Raw genomic sequence first — 16,297 nt, forward strand, 5'->3', positions numbered from 1 at the left:
AAATTAATGATAATGGCACCAGTGTCTGATCAGACTGATTTTATCACTAAGCCCCATTTTTCTCATTGCCAGACTTTTATAGGTATACACAGTCTTGTAATCTAACTGCATTACCCCGGCTATCTGCCTGACAGAATTTCCGCTGATATACAGTGAGATAATCATGAATTCTTTCCAGTTCAGTTTTTTTTGCGACTCAACTGGTTTTTTATCATCACATAAACGTATCGCTGTTTTTCGTTTAAGCAGGAATTGCGTCAGTTTGAGTTCTAACTCAGCCAGAGTACTATTAATTTCACAGTATGACATTCTTCTGTCTGCTATTTTTAATGACAGAAAATTTAATAGCTGTGAATTACCAATAATCAACGTTTTTTCTGCTTTACTACAGGTTAAAGCATGTAATTCAGAGACGTCAATCCATGGCTTCTCAAAAATAAAAATATCAATGTTTAATGAAGAGTTAACGTCTGGAGTGATTTTTGTTATTATTTTTTGAATTATATGCTCTACCGCAATCCTGGCGTAACTGCCATCGCCATAAATAGAAATGTTTCCCATCTGGTATCATCCATAAATATAATATAAACATGCCGCTGAGGTTGTTGAAGAGGCATTGCGGCAAGAAAGCATATTCTGGAGAAGGGAAGTCATTATATCAAATGCAATACTATCCATTTTTAGACTTAATTTTAGTGCATTCTCTTGTCACGGTTTTGTTGCACATAAAGTGTCTGACTGGGGAAGGCGAAATCGGCGCCATGGGCTTGAACAATATCAATAATTTCAAGGTAAACCTGTTGCTGAACTGCCAGCCACTCTTCCCAGATTATGGTTCGTGTAAAGCAATAAACCATAATATTTAATGAAGAGTCGCCAAAACCGTTGAAATAGACCAGCAGCGTTTGTTGTTGATCGATATCGGAACGGCATTTCAACATTTGTCGTACCGCTTCAACGACAGCACCGATTTTACTGGCGTCCTCGTAACGCAGACCAATCACAGTCTCAATTCTGCGGTTAGTCATGCGACCGGGATTTTCCACACTGATTGAGGAGAAAATCGAGTTAGGTACGTATAACGGTCGGTGATCAAAGGTGGTAATTTTTGTCATTCGCCAGCCGATTTCGGTCACGGTTCCTTCAATATTCCGGTCCGGAGAACGAACCCAGTCACCGATGCTAAAGGGACGATCAAAATAGAGCATAATGCCAGAAAAGAAATTACTTAAAATATCCTTACCGGCCATACCCACGGCAATACCACCAATACCACCAAAGGTGAGGAGTCCTGACAAACTCATTCCAAAATGCTCACCGTAAAGCAGAATGATGACGATAATGAGCGTGATTTTGATAATCCGCGACAAGATCCTGGCGCTGGTAACATCCCGTCCTTTTTTGATCTGCGATTTTTCAAACTGATTGATAACAAGAAATACTTTCACGGTCAGAATCAGGGCGATTAATGAGGTACAGATAAAATCAATCATGCCTGATGAAACAACGGTGATGTCATAATGCGCAATAAGCGTGTTGGCGATACGGCCAATTGTACCGATCATCAGGACGTAAATAAGAAACTGTCCCGCATGAAAAATGAATCCTTTTCTTCGCTTATGTGCATGGCGAAACCAAAAGTTCATCAGTACTAACCCCATGACGCTACTCAAAATGATCGTCATGTTAACGATGTTTTTTACGAACAGATCGGCAAACATATTTATATCTGTCCTGGCGGACCCTCAAAAATAACCACAATAACCCTTTATTTATTAATGATACTCAGAATAAACAGTCGAGTCATCATTCAAAATGGGTAATAAATAGCGGTATCAGCGCGTTTACATCATGATATTTTTATTGTAATAAATATGTCGGTTGCTTTGTGGCAGACAATGGCTTGTTGTCATGGTATTGTTATGTATTAGTAACGGGTTTTTACAGGCAGAAGGACACGATGATGATGAACAAGCTGAAGACGGCAAAGGGTAAAAAGTTTCTGTTTTGCCTGCTGGGTGTATTTATCATTGCTGCATCGGTGGTGACGCGCGCCACCATTGGTGGGGTGATCGAGCAATATAATATCCCATTATCTGACTGGACGACATCGATGTATGTTATTCAATCATCAATGATTTTTGTATACAGTCTGGTCTTTACTGTGCTGCTTGCCATTCCGTTGGGGATCTATTTTCTCGGTGGCGAGGAGACGCATTAAAAAATCAGGCCCGAATTTTCGGACCTGATTTACTGCATCTTTCGCGAATTAATCGTCTTCGTCGTCGTCCAGTTCAACGGGCGTCTGATACTGATCGGGTTTGATGACCAGCAGGTCACAGCGCAAATGGTCGATCACCTGTTCAGCGGTATTACCGAGGAACGCGGCAGAAATTCCGGTACGACCCACGGTGCCCAGTACAACAATCCCCGCCTGTAAATGTTCTGCCAGGTCCGGGATCACTTCTTCCGGCAATCCTTTCTCAACATGCGTAACTTTCTCGTCAATGCTGAATTTCTGGCGTAATGCTTTCATAGCCAGAAGGTGTTGACCGCGAATCGCATCGTTATACACGCTGGGATCAAATTCCGGTAATTCGATAGCGATATTAATGGGGGTTACCGGGTAGGCTCCAACCAGATGCACTTCTGTATGATTGACCTGCTCAGCAAGCTGGAGTGTTTCTTTGACCAGCTTTTCATTCAGCGCATTGTGGTAGGGTTCTTCGCTGGCGAGGTTGACGGCGACCAGCGCTTTGCCGCCTTCTGGCCAGGGCTGGTCTTTCACCATCCATACCGGGCTTGGGCATTTACGCAACAGGTGCCAGTCGGTTGGGGTAAAGATGACCGCCTCCAGTCTGTCGTGTTGGTGCGTCATCTTGAGGACCAGATCGTGTCCACCGCTGATGACTTCCTGGATAATGGCTTCAAACGGACGGTTGTGCCAGACCACTTTAATCTCAATCGGAACACCTGTTTCGAGATAGTATTTTGCTTGTTCGCGTATCCAGGCTGTTCGTTGGCTAATGACGCCCTGGCGCATTGCCGTCCGCTCATCGGGCGACAGCAGGGTGGTCATTTCGTAAGAAAAGTCATAGATCGGCAAAAAGGCTTTAATTTTGCCACCAATCCGTTGATGCAAATACACCGCACGCCGTAAAGCAGGTTGATCGTCCTGATTCGGATCGATAACCACCAGCATGTTTTGATACATAGCCATACAGGGTCTCCTTACAACTGTCATCGCAGTTTGTAACTAAAAGAGTAACCCAAGAATGTGAATTGAAACAGGGAAGAACCTTCTGCCAGATCAATAAATCAGGAAAATTTAACGATTTGACAGAAGGGTATCAGAAGGAATTGCAGAAAGATTAGGCAACGTTACGCGTATGACCTGCAAGTTCGGCCAACGCATCACTATTTTCGATGGTGATGTATTTACCTTTCACTGCCAGCATCCCGCTTTTCTGGAACCGACCCAGCAGACGACTGATCGTTTCAACCGTCAGGCCCAGGTAGTTGCCAATATCGCCACGGGTCATGGTCAAACGGAACTCACGTGGTGAAAAGCCGCGCTGCGCAAAGCGACGAGACAGATTATAGATGAATGCAGCCAGACGCTCTTCCGCATTTTTCTTGGACAACAACAGGATCATGTCCTGGTCGCCTTTGATTTCACCGCTCATCAGACGCATCATTTGCTGACGCAGGTTCTGCATTTTACCGGAAAGATCGTCAAGGGTTTCGAACGGGATTTCACAGACCATTGAGGTTTCCAGCGCCTGCGCAAAGCTTGGATGGTGACCGCTGCCAATCGCATCAAAGCCAACCAGGTCACCCGCGAGATGGAAGCCAGTGATCTGCTCATCGCCTTGCTCAGTAATGGTGTAGCTCTTGATGGTGCCGGAACGAATGGCATAGAGCGACTTCAGCTCATCACCCGCTTTAAACAGCGTCTGGCCTTTCTGAATCGGCTTTTTACGCTCGATGATATTATCAAGCTGATCAAGCTCATGCTCATTAAGTGTGAACGGGATGCAAAGCTGGCTGATGCTGCAATCCTGGCAATGGATAGCACAACCGCCAGACTGAATGCGCCGTATAATTCGCTTTTCCGGGATCATAGTTCTGCTCAAGCCGTAATTGATATTTGTCAATTTTAACATCTTTTTGCTGACCACGTAAGTCTGAGCGAACTGCATTAGCGGATTATTCCGACATGTACGAGTGGAATATTTCTATCTCATTGAAAAACCATGTTTTTACTGTGACATCATTGTGCAAAAGTGTGAGCAAGAAGGCACGAATTGCCTGGAATCTAGAGCAACAGATAACCTTCATGGCGTAATAACCACTCTTTTCGCTGCACGCCGCCTGCATATCCGGTCATCGTACCGTTTCGACCAATGACGCGATGGCAGGGCACGACAATACTGATTGGGTTTGAGCCGTTTGCCGCACCTACTGCGCGTGCTGCGCCAGGACGTCCTAACTGTTCGGCCATTTGCCCGTAGTGCATGACCTGGCCACAAGGAATGGTGCGCAATGTCTGCCAGACTTCACGTTGAAAGGGCGTTCCGCCCGTTGCCGTTGGCAGTGTGTCGATCACGCCGAGGTTGCCAGCAAAGTAGTCAGACAGTTTATCGCTCAGGCCGCCAGGATTTGTCGCGCTGATACGGGTGTAACCCTGCACGCGATAGTGAATATCCAGCAATTGCGCCATGCGATCGCTGTGCTGTTCCCACTCAACGGCGCGCAAATTGAATTGTTCGTCGCAGATAATCCACAGCGGACCAAGCGGGGTCGCAATCTTATCTTCCAGTAACGTTAACATCTGTCGCCTCTAAAGCGTGAAATTCGTCGTGTATCACACTATCACGACAATTGTCAGGGGCGCTATCCCTCTGATTGGGGATAAAAAAATAGAGCCTGTCGACATCCGCCAGACTCTACAGTACACACAGCAGTGTATCCTTCATCATTGCCCGATCTTTTCCTGAGCGGTTAAGTTTTTATAGCAAGAACAGATTGGCTCTGCCAGCGATCAAGAGTGACTGATTTCACGAAAATCTAAGTCAAATCAAGCGGATTAAATGACAGTGTTGCACCTGTTTAACACGGCTTAACTCGCAGGGATAAGCAGACCAAAAAAACAGGGCAAAACGCGGTTTACTGGAAACATCTGTAAAGCGTTGTCGCATCAGAGGGGGACAGCTATGATAGTCACTGTCTTAACAAGCGGGGGAGAAAACATGAACCTTGACGACAAATCGCTGTTTCTTGACGCCATGGAGGATGTCCAGCCGCTAAAACGATGTGACGACGTGCGCTGGCAGCCTGTGCGCAATACGCGGGCACCACGGCGTATTGATACCCTCCAGCTTGATAATTTCCTCACCACCGGCTTTCTGGATGTGGTCCCGCTGGCGCAGCCGTTAGCATTTCGTCGCGAAGGGTTGCAACAGGGGGGTACTCGATAAACTACGTAACGGAAAGTACAGTCAGCAGGCCAGTCTGAATCTGTTGCGCCAGCCAGTAGAAACCTGCCGCCAGCAGCTATTTAGCTTTATTCACCAGTCCTTACAGAATGGGTTACGCAACGTGCTGATAATCCATGGCAAAGGGCGAGACGATCGCTCTCATGCCAATATCGTGCGAAGCTATGTGGCGCGTTGGCTGACAGAATTTGACGACGTCCAGGCCTATTGTACCGCGCTGCCGCATCATGGCGGCAGCGGTGCCTGTTACGTCGCATTGCGTAAAACCGTACAGGCGAAGCAGGACAACTGGGAGCGCCACGCCAAACGCAGTCGCTAATTTAACAATAACGACAGCTCCTGCGCGGCTTTTTGCAGTTCGGGAAGGACACGAGAGCATAATTCTTCCGCAGACACCTGCCCGGCGTGGACGCCCACGTTCAGCGCCGCCAGAACCTGCCCCTGGCTGTTGATCAGCGGTACGGCTATCGATCGCAACCCCATTTCCAGTTCCTGATCGTTCAGGGCATAGCCTTGTTGACGAACTTTTTTCAGCTCCACGCGTAGCGCAGACACGGAATCCACGGTTTGTGAGGTGTAGCGGATCATCGTAATTCGCCCGAGGATATCGTTCAGCTTCTCTTCAGAAAGATGGCTAAGTAAGACGCGCCCCATCGAGGTGGACCACGCAGGCAGACGGCTGCCGATATCCAGATCAATCGTCATGATGCGTGAACTGGACGCGCGAGCAATATACAGAATGTCGTCACCGTCGAGAGTAGCGATAGAGCAGGACTCATTAAGCATTTCGCTCAGATGCTTCAACACCGGTTGCGTGGTCCTCGCCAGCGGCGTGGAGGCCAGATAGGCGTGCCCAAGCGCCAGAATGCGTGGACGAAGTTCGAAATTCTTTCCATCCTCGGCATAGACAAAGCCCAGTTTTCCCAGCGTATACAGACAGCGTCTTACCGCTGCCCGCGGGATGCCCGTTTTCTGGCTAATCTGCGATATCGACATAACCCGGCGTTGAGCTGTAAACGCCTGAATCACCTCCAGGCCGCGCGCCAGCGAAGCCATATAATTCGGATCGCCTTTAAACGGATCCGCTTCATTGTTCAGTCGGTCATCAGGGTGTTTTTCCACTGTTTTTGCCTCGGAGTTCGCCATGGATCACATTCTTCAAACAAATATAAATGATGTTCGATTATCGCACCATATTTCGATTATCGCCCTTGCCTGACTCCGTTAAGTGGGTCACATTTTGTGCGAACAACGCAAAAATGTGCGAAAACCGCACCACGAGGAGCGAACGGATGATTGATAAAAGTGTGCCTTCGGTGGAGGAGGCCATTGCCGGGATCCCGGACGGCGCCACCATTATGATCGGGGGTTTTGGCACCGCCGGGCAACCAACCACGCTGATTGACGCGCTCATTGCGCAGGGGGCGCGCGACCTTACCATCATCAATAACAATGCGGGTAACGGTGAAATTGGACTGGCGGCACTGTTGAAGGCGAAGCGGGTGCGCAAAATGATTTGCTCCTTTCCGCGCCAGGTTGATTCGCAGATTTTCGATGGCCTGTATCGTCGTGGGGATGTGGCGCTGGAGCTGGTGCCGCAGGGCAATCTGGCGGCGCGAATTCAGGCTGCCGGAGCAGGATTAGGCGCAATCTACACGCCCACGGGATACGGTACGCCGCTGGCGGAAGGTAAAGAAACGCGGCATATCGACGGAAAAGATTATGTACTCGAATATCCAATCAGAGCGGATTACGCGTTGATAAAAGCACATCAGGCCGATCGCTGGGGAAATCTGGTGTACCGCAAGGCGGCGCGCAATTTTGGTCCCATCATGGCAACCGCGGCGCAAATCACCGTGGTGGAAGTGAATCAGATTGTGCCGCTGGGAGAACTGGATCCGGAACACATCATCACGCCCGGAATTTTTGTCCAGCGCGTATTTTCTCTGGAAAACGAAACCCACACGGCCTTACGCGCTTAAGGAGTAAACGATGAAAAAATTGTCCCGCGACGAAATGGCCAAACGTGTCGCGCAAGATATCCCGGAAGGGGCATACGTTAATCTGGGAATCGGTCTGCCAACTCGCATTGCCAACTATTTACCCGCCGAAAAAGAGATTTTCCTGCACAGCGAAAATGGCTTGCTCGGCATGGGACCAAAACCGGCGGAAGGCGAGGAAGATCCGGAACTGATCAACGCCGGAAAAGAGTACGTCACGCTGTTGCAGGGAGGCTGTTTTTTTCACCACGGCGATTCCTTCGCCATGATGCGTGGCGGTCATCTTGATATCTGCGTTCTGGGGGCTTATCAGGTCTCGGCGACGGGCGATCTGGCCAACTGGAGCACCGGCGCGCCGGATGCTATCCCCGCTGTAGGAGGCGCAATGGATCTGGCCATTGGCGCGCGTCAGGTGTTCGTGATGATGGATCATCTCACCCGCGATGGGGAATGCAAACTGGTCGAACACTGTACTTATCCGCTAACCGGCATAGGCTGCGTCAGCCGTATTTATACTGACCTGGCGATTATCGATATTACCGAAAAAGGTCCGGTGGTCCGCGAAATCGTTAACGGGCTTTCCTTCGAAGAACTACAACGTCTGACGCCCGTCAAACTGGGTTTTGCAGAGCTGGCGCACAGCGCATAAGGAACTATGATGAATCAGGCATTTATCTGTGATGCAGTGCGAACGCCGTTTGGTCGCTTCGGAGGGACGCTGGCAAGCGTCAGAGCTGACGATCTGGCCGCCGTCCCGTTAAAAGCGTTGCTTGAGCGGCATCCGGCGCTGGATCCGGCGCTGATTGATGATGTGGTTTACGGCTGCGCAAATCAGGCGGGGGAAGATAACCGCAACGTCGCGCGAATGGCGCTGCTGCTGGCCGGGTTGCCAGAAAGCGTACCGGGCAGTACGGTAAACCGCCTGTGCGGCTCCAGCCTCGATGCGATTGGTATTGCGGCAAGAGCCATCAAAAGTGGCGAAACGCAGATAATGATTGCCGGTGGTGTTGAGAGCATGTCCCGCGCGCCTTTTGTCATGGGCAAAGCGGAAAACGCATTCAGCCGTAACATGAAAATCGAAGACACAACCATCGGCTGGCGCTTCATCAATGCGCACATGAAAGCATTGTACGGTGTGGATTCCATGCCGGAAACGGCGGAGAACGTCGCCCGGGAATTTGGCATTTCGCGAGCCGACCAGGATGCTTTCGCACTGCGTAGCCAGCAGCGTAGCGCACTAGCCCAGCAACAAGGTCTCTTTACTGATGAACTGATTTCAGTGACAGTGTCACAAAAAAGAGGCGAGCCGCTAATTTTTAGTCGCGATGAGCACCCTCGCCAGACGTCGCTGGATGCGCTCGCCAGATTAAAAGGCGTGGTCTGCGCCGACGGGTCAGTGACTGCAGGCAACGCGTCAGGCGTTAACGACGGGGCCTGTGCGCTGTTAATTGCCAGTGAGCAGGCTATAACGCAACAGGATCTACAACCGCTGGCGCGTATTGTTGGCGTGGCAACCGCCGGAGTGGCGCCCCGAATCATGGGCTTTGGCCCGGCGCCTGCGGTGCGTAAAGTGCTGGCGCAGACCGGGTTAACGCTCGGTCAGATGGATGTTATTGAACTTAACGAAGCGTTTGCCGCGCAAGCGTTGGCGGTGATGCGTGACTTAGGGTTGCCGGATGATGCTGCGCATGTCAATCCAAACGGCGGCGCGATTGCTCTGGGTCATCCTTTGGGAGCATCAGGTGGACGTCTGGCGATGGCGGCCGCTTATCAGCTACAGCGAACCGGTGGCCGCTATGGTCTTTGCACAATGTGCATTGGCGTGGGTCAGGGGATCGCACTAATTATTGAACGCGTGTAAGGAGCCGGAATGACCTTGCTAACGCCGTTGATGCGCGGAAATGCGCTGACGGCTGAATTTACAGACTCGCAGCTTCTACAGGGAATGCTGGATTTTGAGGCGGCGCTTGCCCGGGCGCAGGCAGACTGTGGCGTGATCCCGGCAACGGCAGTCGCGCCGATTGCACAAAGCTGTCGCGCCGAATTGTTCGATCTGCCCGCGCTGGCTGAATCGGCGCGATCTGCCGGGAATCTCGCCATTCCGCTGGTCAGACAGTTAACGGCCAGGGTAAAACAAATCGATCCTGAGGCGGCGCGTTACGTCCACTGGGGAGCGACCAGTCAGGATGTGATTGATACCGGTCTTATTTTACAACTGCGTTCAGCGTTGAATCACACGCAGCGGTCGCTGGCCAATCTGATGGAGGCTTTTGCCCAACAGGCGCTACGCTATCAGCACACGGTGATGCCCGGACGCACCTGGTTGCAACAGGCGTTACCGGTGACCTGGGGATTGAAGCTTGCCGGAACGCTCGATGCATTGCTTCGCTGGCAGGAGCGTCTGCGGCAATTGCGGCCGCGCGTGCTGGTATTGCAATTCGGCGGGGCGGCGGGAACGCTGGCGTCGCTGAGGCAAGACGGACTGGCGGTGGCAGAGCGGTTAGCGCAGGAACTTACGTTGACGCTCCCGGATACGCCCTGGCACACCCAGCGGGACCGCCTGCTGGAAGTGGGGGGGTGGTATGCCGGGGTCGGTGGCACGCTGGGAAAGTTTGCCCAGGATTTCTCGTTACTGATGCAAACCGAGGTGGCTGAAGTCAGCGAGCCTGCTGTTGCGGGCAGAGGCGGTTCGTCGGCGATGCCGCACAAACGAAACCCCGTCAGTTGCGCAGCGATTTTAACCAGCGTGCAGCGAACGCCTGGTTTGATGGCAACCCTTTTCAGCGCTCAGTTACAACAGCATGAACGTGCCCTTGGCGGCTGGCAGGCTGAATGGGAAGTGCTACCGGAAATTGCCATGCTGGTTGGACATGCGCTGGAGGAGACCCAACAGCTTGCCCTGAATATGCAGGTCTTCCCACAAAAGATGCGTGACAACCTGGAGATAACTCACGGCCTGATGATGGCGGAATCCGTCACGCTGGCGTTAGCGGCTTTTATCGGTAAACAGGATGCGCATCATTTGATGGAGGCGCTTTGCCAGCAGGCCGTTGAGCAGGGCCGTTCGTTGCGTGCTGTGTTAGTCGAAAATCCGCGCGTTATGGCGCATCTCCGAGAATCTCAATTAACGGCGTTACTGGATCCAATGACGGCGACCGGTAGCGCGGAACCGTTTGTTCAACGTGTGCTTACACGCTTTAAGGAACAGCAGCATGGAACTGAATTACCAGATTGATGGGCCAGAGAATGCGCCAGTGGTGGTGTTGTCCTGTTCGCTGGGAACGACGCTTGCCATGTGGGAACCCCAGATGGCAGCACTGGCCGCGTGCTACCGGGTATTGCGCTATGACACGCATGGTCATGGCGCAACACGTCAGTCGGGGCAAACCAGCCTCGCGCAATTAGGTCAGGATGTGATTGATCTGCTGGACCACCTTGATATTCCAGCGGCGCATTATTGCGGGATTTCGATGGGCGGTCTGACAGGCCTTTGGTTGGCGCGTTTTCACCCTCAGCGCATGTTAAGTGTGACAGTGATAAATAGCGCTGCGCGCATTGGTAATGAAACGGGATGGCAAAGCCGGGCACAGAGCGTTCGCCAGGCGGGGCTACGCGATATTGCCGCCAGTTCGCCGCAACGCTGGTTTACCCCGTCATTTTGCCAGTCAGCCCCGGAAACGGTCGCCGCATTGTGTCAGCAACTGGCCGCATCGAATGCAGAAGGCTATGCCGCCTGCTGTGATGCGCTGGCGGCAGCCGACTTGCGGGAGGAGATTGGGCAGATAGCCTGCCCGGTACTGTTGATTGCCGGGGAACGTGATCCCGTCACCACCGTTGCCGACGCGCGGTTCATGCATCAGCGTATCAGCGGTTCGCAAATGACCGTGGTGAATGCGTCACATCTGTCCACCATTGAAGCGCCAGAGGCTGTGAACGCGGCGCTATTATCATTTCTGGGAGATCAGTATGAACGATGAAGAGCGTTATCAGCAGGGAATGCGCGTGCGCTGCGCGGTGCTGGGCAATGCGCATGTCGATCGCACAGTGGAAAATTTGACGCCGCTGAATGAAGAGTTTCAGGATTTCATTACCCGGTATGCGTGGGGCGATATCTGGAGTCGCCCTGGACTTGAGCGGCATACGCGCAGCATGATCACCATAGCGATGTTGATTGCGCTTAACCGGGAGGCGGAACTCAAAATGCATCTTAACGCCGCATTCAATAACGGTGTGACGCGTGAGGAACTGAAAGAACTGATTATGCATTCGGCGCTGTACTGCGGTCTGCCTGCGGCAAATGCGACGTTGCACCTGGCGCAGCAGGTTTTTGCCGAGCGGGATGCTGGCAAAAAGTAACGTAGCCCTGGCGACGGGGAATGTTGCCAGGAAACAGATTCTCAGGCCGCCAGTACCCGGTTGCGTCCGCCATTTTTGGCCCGGTATAACGCCGAATCAACGCGTTTAAACAGGTCGTCAATACTCTCATTCGGTTCATGATGGGCGACGCCAATGCTCACGGTAAAACGCGGCAGGCCAGCAAGACCAATTTTGGCCACAGACGCGCGAATATCTTCGGCTAGCTGGAGTGCGGTCTCCAGCGGGGTGCGCGGCAGCAGCAGGACAAACTCCTCGCCGCCCCAGCGGAACACCAAATCGCCTTTGCGGGCACAGGACTCCAGATTTCTCGCCAGCGCGCAGAGCACTTCATCGCCTTTCAAATGGCCATACAGATCGTTAATACTTTTGAACCTGTCGGTATCAATGAGCAATAAACTGTAATCCTGCGTGATCGACAGGTGTGACATCTGCCCCTGGTCGGTTAATTGAAAGAACTGACGACGATTGAGTAGCCCTGTCAGCGCATCATGCATGGCTGCTTCCTCAAGCGCCTGTTCGAGGCGCTTTTGTTCAGTGATATCGTGAATGATGCAGAGCATTAACCGTTCGCCATAGATTTCGAGCGGTCCGGCATAGGTCTGAACATGGCGGGTCGAGCCATCCGCGATTTTGTGAACAAAATTTAAGGGCTTATGTCCGCCGGGCAGCCGCGCGATCTCCTGCATTACCGGTAAAATCTGTCGACCCAGCATGTTGATTTCCCAGGTGTGCTTTTGGCACATTGCGTCGAGGCTGTAACCATAGAAATTCAATGCTGCCAGATTGGCATCCACAATCAGTCCTTCTCTGGCGGGATCGATAAGAAGCATTGGGGCCGAATTGGTCAAAAAGAAACGGGCATAAAATCCCTGTTTTTTTCGTTGGTAGCTTGCCGAACGGCTCGCTTTCAGTCCCTGCATTGCGGAATTTTCCATCCCTTCATAAAAAATGACCTCTCCCGTTTCCGGTAGCTCTTTAACGGAAAGCCGACAGCTAAGCGCGACCGGGGCATCTGCGCGTACCACCGTAAGAATTTCAACAATATCGCGCTGGTTGCGTAAATCTGAAACATAGCTAACTAACTGGCATTGTGCATGGGTTGAAAAACACCCTTTGCGCAGTTGGCTGAAGGTGAGGTGCTGCATCATTTCTTTTGCGCTGCGATTCGCGAAATATAATTCCTCGGTACACGGAGAGACAACCCAGACCGGGAAGGTTAATAAATCGAGTGCATTGAGGTTGTGTGCAATCATAAGTAATCCTGTTATTTTTTTATTACGTTGCGGTCATGCGACACTATTTATTCAAGCGTGATGCATTTGCTGCTGACAACGCGCTGAATACTCCGGGATTGCGAGTAAACAGAGTACGATTTGCCTGCGGTTGGCTAAACCGGTTAGCGGCAGTTTTGTCAGTCGCTTATTGAGAGGGCGTACAGAAATCGCAACATGTATCGCAAACATCGCTGTGGATAAACAGCAGAGCAGGGATTCCCGATGCACAGAAACAGCCACTTTACCCATGCTATCAAGGGATACAAAGGCAGCAATGAAAGCAACAAGGTATGAGATCCCGATTAATAGTGGGCCCCATGATATGTGCAGCATCGGGCTTTCCATCGAAAAAATGGTGTGATGTTAAATCTAGCAGGGATTCATGCTTTCGCATGGTAGAGAAAGCGACAAACCTATAACTTTTTCGTATTGCCGAACGCCTCCGTTTGCATCTGGCGAATAAACGGGTAAATCGACGCATCAAAACATTAAATGATTTAATCATTTAAGCAATTTTTAACTTTCATTATTAATGATGTTGCATGGCTTAACTTTTCAGGAGAGCAATCTTATGATTCAGGCAGGAAAATCGCGATTCAAAAGCAGAACAGGGTGACCTAAGGCAAATCAAAGAGTCATAATTCGAAATTAAACTAAATTTAACGTTTCCAGGATTGATTATTGCCATATCGTGAAAAGCGCGTGAAAATCACCATGCCTGATGCTATATAAATATGACCAGCAATATATAATCCTAACAGGCTTAAAATGTTAAAAAACATTAGCGTCAGAACATTTATTATTGTATTCATGTTGCTCACATTCTTTCTGCTTAATATTGTTCAGATAATGAATTTCGTCAGTCTCAAAATATTAATTCCGGTCAATGTGATCTATCTTGTGGCGGCGATCTCACTCTGGTGTTATATGACAATATATCTGGTCACGCCCATCAATACCGTCAAAAAAAGTATAGAAGATGTCACCTCGGGAAATCTTGCGGTGAATATTCCTGAATTTGGCAATAACTGTGCGGGGCGGCTGATTCCAGGTATTAATAGCTTATCCTGCAATATTGCCACACTGGTGCGTGAAATCCGGAGTTCATCGAAAACAGCATTGTCACTCTCGGAGCAACTGGCTGCTCGCAGCGCGGAATTATCTGTGAAAACCGAGCAGCAATCCGCGTCGCTTATCCAGACTGCCGCCAGTATGGAGCAGATGGCGGCCAGCACCCGCAATAACGCAGACAATACCCGGCTTGCCAACCAGCAGGCTGACAGCGCAACACAATGTGCGCAACGGGGCAGTGAATTAATGGTTCAGGTTGCCAGTAATATGCATTCCATAACGGAATGCGCCCAGGAAATGACGGAAATAATCACCCTGATTGATGACATTGCATTTCAGACCAATATTCTGGCGCTGAATGCTGCTGTTGAAGCTGCACGCGCGGGAGAACACGGGAAAGGATTTTCAGTAGTGGCGACGGAAGTCAGAAACCTGGCGCACCGAAGTGCGCAAGCGGCAAAAAATATCCGGGTGCTGATCGACGTCACTCATCAAAATGTCCGGCAAGGCGCTAGTGTGGTGGGGGAAACAGAAAAAAATATGCAGGAAATTGTCCAGGGAGCCGGGCAATTAAGTCAGTTGATTAGTGAAATATCAGCAACAACATCGGAGCAAGAAAAAGGGATTAATCAGATCGCTCAGGCAATGAGTGAACTGGAAAAAGTCACCCAAAGTAATGCATTGATGGTGGATGAATTATCCGGCTCCTCCGATGTACTGAAATCTCAGGTTGTCGATCTGCAATCGAAAACACATAAATTTTATTTAAGCGATATGACAGAAGACATTTCGTCCCCCTCCCGGGTAGGATTCGCGCGTTGAGGCACGCAGGAACATCGTTTTTATGAATCATTTCAGCACAATGGGATAATAACAGGTTGCTTAACATACGCCGAAGGCTAGACTAACCAGAAAAGCGCGATGTATGGGAGGCGAAATGGAAGCCATTAAAGGGTCTGAAGTGAGTGTGCCGGATGCGGTGTTTGCATGGCTACTCGATGGCAAAGGCGGCGTGAAGCCCTTAGAAGATGACGATGTTATCAGTAACGAACATCCGTGCTGGCTTCACCTGAATTACACACATACGGAAAGCGCGCAATGGCTGGCTACCACCCCGTTACTACCAAATAACGTCCGGGACGCGCTGGCAGGCGAAAGCCTTCGCCCGCGTGTCAGTCGCATGGGTGAGGGTACACTCATCACGCTGCGTTGCATCAATGGCAGTACCGACGAACGTCCGGACCAGTTGGTGGCAATGCGTTTGTACATGGATGAACGGCTGATTGTCTCTACGCGACAACGTAAAGTGCTGGCGCTGGATGATGTGGTTAGCGACCTGCAGGAAGGGACCGGGCCTGTCGATTGTGGCGGCTGGCTGGTTGATGTGTGTGATGCGCTGACGGATCATGCCAGTGAGTTTATCGAAGAACTTCACGATAAAATTATCGATCTTGAGGATAATCTGCTCGATCAACAGATCCCTCCGCGCGGGTTTCTTGCTCTGCTGCGTAAACAATTGATTGTCATGCGCCGCTATATGGCGCCTCAGCGTGACGTCTATTCCCGACTGGCCAGCGAGCGTCTGCCATGGATGAACGATGATCAGCGTCGCAGGATGCAAGATATCGCCGACCGTCTGGGAAGAGGACTGGATGAAATTGACGCCTGTATCGCCCGCACAGGCGTGATGGCCGATGAAATCGCGCAGGTTATGCAGGAGTCTCTGGCAAGGCGTACTTACACCATGTCGTTGATGGCAATGGTTTTTCTGCCCAGTACGTTTCTGACCGGTCTTTTTGGCGTTAACCTCGGGGGGATCCCCGGTGGAGGATGGCAATTTGGTTTTTCACTTTTTTGTATTCTGTTAGTGGTTCTGATTGGTGGTGTTACTTTATGGTTGCATCGTAGTAAATGGTTGTAAAAACGAGCGTTTTAAGAGATTTCGGAGCCTAAAAATGGCTTTTAAATTGAGCAAAGTCAATAAATGAGATTTTTGTTCGGGGCAATATTCCTCTTGCAGGTGAATGCAACGTCAAGCGATGGGCGTTGCGCTCCATATTGTCTTACTTCCTTTTTT

16 protein-coding genes and 1 pseudogene are annotated in these 16,297 nt (G+C 50.6%); 10 read left to right on the forward strand and 7 right to left on the reverse strand.

Annotated features, from left to right (window positions below; all coding sequences use genetic code 11):
- Positions 1–3: 3 nt before the first annotated feature.
- Both WB371_RS11760 and WB371_RS11765 read right to left on the reverse strand, forming a co-directional pair.
- On the reverse strand, positions 4–561 hold the full coding sequence (locus tag WB371_RS11760) for a LuxR C-terminal-related transcriptional regulator (protein ID WP_336220250.1): 558 nt from the start codon (positions 559–561) through the stop codon (positions 4–6).
- A gap of 131 nt (positions 562–692) precedes the next feature.
- Positions 693–1,721, reverse strand: a complete 1,029-nt coding sequence (locus WB371_RS11765; RefSeq protein ID WP_336220251.1) for a mechanosensitive ion channel family protein — start codon at positions 1,719–1,721, stop codon at positions 693–695.
- Between the two features lie 239 nt (positions 1,722–1,960).
- Between WB371_RS11765 and WB371_RS11770 the strand changes: the two genes are divergently transcribed.
- The gene (locus WB371_RS11770) at positions 1,961–2,221 is read left to right on the forward strand and encodes a DUF2534 family protein (protein WP_336220252.1); all 261 of its coding nucleotides are present in this window, start codon (positions 1,961–1,963) and stop codon (positions 2,219–2,221) included.
- Between the two features lie 48 nt (positions 2,222–2,269).
- On the opposite strand, the gene uspE is transcribed toward WB371_RS11770, so the two are convergent.
- The 3 genes from uspE to ogt form a co-directional block, all read right to left on the reverse strand.
- Complete coding sequence (gene uspE / locus WB371_RS11775; protein ID WP_336220253.1) at positions 2,270–3,220, reverse strand: universal stress protein UspE; 951 nt, start codon at positions 3,218–3,220, stop codon at positions 2,270–2,272.
- A gap of 151 nt (positions 3,221–3,371) precedes the next feature.
- Positions 3,372–4,124 (reverse strand): fumarate/nitrate reduction transcriptional regulator Fnr, encoded by a 753-nt coding sequence (fnr, locus tag WB371_RS11780; protein WP_336220254.1) that lies wholly within the window; start codon positions 4,122–4,124, stop codon positions 3,372–3,374.
- 194 nt (positions 4,125–4,318) lie between these two features.
- On the reverse strand, positions 4,319–4,834 hold the full coding sequence (ogt, locus tag WB371_RS11785) for a methylated-DNA--[protein]-cysteine S-methyltransferase (protein ID WP_336220255.1): 516 nt from the start codon (positions 4,832–4,834) through the stop codon (positions 4,319–4,321).
- A gap of 418 nt (positions 4,835–5,252) precedes the next feature.
- Here ogt and smrA point away from each other — a divergent pair.
- A pseudogene (gene smrA / locus WB371_RS11790) lies at positions 5,253–5,817 on the forward strand (DNA endonuclease SmrA).
- Here smrA and WB371_RS11795 read toward each other — a convergent pair.
- The gene (locus tag WB371_RS11795; RefSeq protein ID WP_336220487.1) at positions 5,814–6,620 is read right to left on the reverse strand and encodes an IclR family transcriptional regulator domain-containing protein; all 807 of its coding nucleotides are present in this window, start codon (positions 6,618–6,620) and stop codon (positions 5,814–5,816) included. The pseudogene smrA and the gene WB371_RS11795 sit on opposite strands and share 4 nt — an antisense overlap.
- Before the next feature lie 170 nt (positions 6,621–6,790).
- Between WB371_RS11795 and WB371_RS11800 the strand changes: the two genes are divergently transcribed.
- Genes WB371_RS11800 through pcaC form a run of 6 tightly spaced genes read left to right on the forward strand, consistent with a single transcriptional unit; the run spans position 6,791 to position 11,854 of the window.
- A complete protein-coding gene (locus tag WB371_RS11800; protein ID WP_336220256.1) occupies positions 6,791–7,480 on the forward strand; it encodes a 3-oxoacid CoA-transferase subunit A in 690 nt (229 codons plus the stop codon).
- Positions 7,481–7,490: 10 nt separating this feature from the next.
- Positions 7,491–8,147 (forward strand): 3-oxoacid CoA-transferase subunit B, encoded by a 657-nt coding sequence (locus tag WB371_RS11805; RefSeq protein ID WP_336220257.1) that lies wholly within the window; start codon positions 7,491–7,493, stop codon positions 8,145–8,147.
- A 9-nt stretch (positions 8,148–8,156) separates the two neighbouring features.
- Positions 8,157–9,359, forward strand: coding sequence for a 3-oxoadipyl-CoA thiolase (gene pcaF, locus WB371_RS11810; RefSeq protein ID WP_336220489.1), 1,203 nt, complete (start codon positions 8,157–8,159; stop codon positions 9,357–9,359).
- A gap of 9 nt (positions 9,360–9,368) precedes the next feature.
- Entirely contained in the window at positions 9,369–10,733 is a 1,365-nt protein-coding gene (locus WB371_RS11815) for a 3-carboxy-cis,cis-muconate cycloisomerase (protein WP_336220258.1), read from the forward strand.
- Positions 10,711–11,475: a 3-oxoadipate enol-lactonase gene (gene pcaD, locus WB371_RS11820; RefSeq protein ID WP_336220259.1), complete on the forward strand. Its 765-nt coding sequence runs from the start codon at positions 10,711–10,713 to the stop codon at positions 11,473–11,475. The genes WB371_RS11815 and pcaD overlap by 23 nt, the downstream gene beginning before the upstream one ends.
- Positions 11,465–11,854: a 4-carboxymuconolactone decarboxylase gene (pcaC, locus tag WB371_RS11825; protein WP_336220260.1), complete on the forward strand. Its 390-nt coding sequence runs from the start codon at positions 11,465–11,467 to the stop codon at positions 11,852–11,854. The genes pcaD and pcaC overlap by 11 nt, the downstream gene beginning before the upstream one ends.
- Positions 11,855–11,895: 41 nt before the next feature.
- Here the strand turns inward: pcaC and WB371_RS11830 are convergent, their stop codons facing one another.
- On the reverse strand, positions 11,896–13,128 hold the full coding sequence (locus WB371_RS11830; protein ID WP_336220261.1) for a sensor domain-containing diguanylate cyclase: 1,233 nt from the start codon (positions 13,126–13,128) through the stop codon (positions 11,896–11,898).
- Between the two features lie 789 nt (positions 13,129–13,917).
- Here WB371_RS11830 and WB371_RS11835 point away from each other — a divergent pair.
- Together WB371_RS11835 and zntB are read left to right on the forward strand one after the other, a co-directional pair.
- Complete coding sequence (locus WB371_RS11835) at positions 13,918–15,042, forward strand: methyl-accepting chemotaxis protein (protein ID WP_336220262.1); 1,125 nt, start codon at positions 13,918–13,920, stop codon at positions 15,040–15,042.
- Between the two features lie 115 nt (positions 15,043–15,157).
- A complete protein-coding gene (zntB, locus tag WB371_RS11840) occupies positions 15,158–16,141 on the forward strand; it encodes a zinc transporter ZntB (protein WP_336220263.1) in 984 nt (327 codons plus the stop codon).
- Positions 16,142–16,297: the final 156 nt, after the last annotated feature.

This window comes from Citrobacter amalonaticus (genome assembly GCF_037053465.1).
Classification (GTDB): Bacteria; Pseudomonadota; Gammaproteobacteria; order Enterobacterales; family Enterobacteriaceae; genus Citrobacter_A; species Citrobacter_A amalonaticus_H.

What these genes read in the sequence shown, in the direction of transcription:
- WB371_RS11760 (WP_336220250.1), bottom strand. Translation starts at nt 561, where the DNA reads ATGGGAAACATTTCTATTTATGGCGATGGCAGTTACGCCAGGATTGCG.
- WB371_RS11765 (WP_336220251.1), bottom strand. Translation starts at nt 1,721, where the DNA reads ATGTTTGCCGATCTGTTCGTAAAAAACATCGTTAACATGACGATCATT.
- WB371_RS11770 (WP_336220252.1), top strand. Translation starts at nt 1,961, where the DNA reads ATGATGATGAACAAGCTGAAGACGGCAAAGGGTAAAAAGTTTCTGTTT.
- uspE (WP_336220253.1), bottom strand. Translation starts at nt 3,220, where the DNA reads ATGGCTATGTATCAAAACATGCTGGTGGTTATCGATCCGAATCAGGAC.
- fnr (WP_336220254.1), bottom strand. Translation starts at nt 4,124, where the DNA reads ATGATCCCGGAAAAGCGAATTATACGGCGCATTCAGTCTGGCGGTTGT.
- ogt (WP_336220255.1), bottom strand. Translation starts at nt 4,834, where the DNA reads ATGTTAACGTTACTGGAAGATAAGATTGCGACCCCGCTTGGTCCGCTG.
- WB371_RS11800 (WP_336220256.1), top strand. Translation starts at nt 6,791, where the DNA reads ATGATTGATAAAAGTGTGCCTTCGGTGGAGGAGGCCATTGCCGGGATC.
- WB371_RS11805 (WP_336220257.1), top strand. Translation starts at nt 7,491, where the DNA reads ATGAAAAAATTGTCCCGCGACGAAATGGCCAAACGTGTCGCGCAAGAT.
- pcaF (WP_336220489.1), top strand. Translation starts at nt 8,157, where the DNA reads ATGAATCAGGCATTTATCTGTGATGCAGTGCGAACGCCGTTTGGTCGC.
- WB371_RS11815 (WP_336220258.1), top strand. Translation starts at nt 9,369, where the DNA reads ATGACCTTGCTAACGCCGTTGATGCGCGGAAATGCGCTGACGGCTGAA.
- pcaD (WP_336220259.1), top strand. Translation starts at nt 10,711, where the DNA reads ATGGAACTGAATTACCAGATTGATGGGCCAGAGAATGCGCCAGTGGTG.
- pcaC (WP_336220260.1), top strand. Translation starts at nt 11,465, where the DNA reads ATGAACGATGAAGAGCGTTATCAGCAGGGAATGCGCGTGCGCTGCGCG.
- WB371_RS11830 (WP_336220261.1), bottom strand. Translation starts at nt 13,128, where the DNA reads ATGATTGCACACAACCTCAATGCACTCGATTTATTAACCTTCCCGGTC.
- WB371_RS11835 (WP_336220262.1), top strand. Translation starts at nt 13,918, where the DNA reads ATGTTAAAAAACATTAGCGTCAGAACATTTATTATTGTATTCATGTTG.
- zntB (WP_336220263.1), top strand. Translation starts at nt 15,158, where the DNA reads ATGGAAGCCATTAAAGGGTCTGAAGTGAGTGTGCCGGATGCGGTGTTT.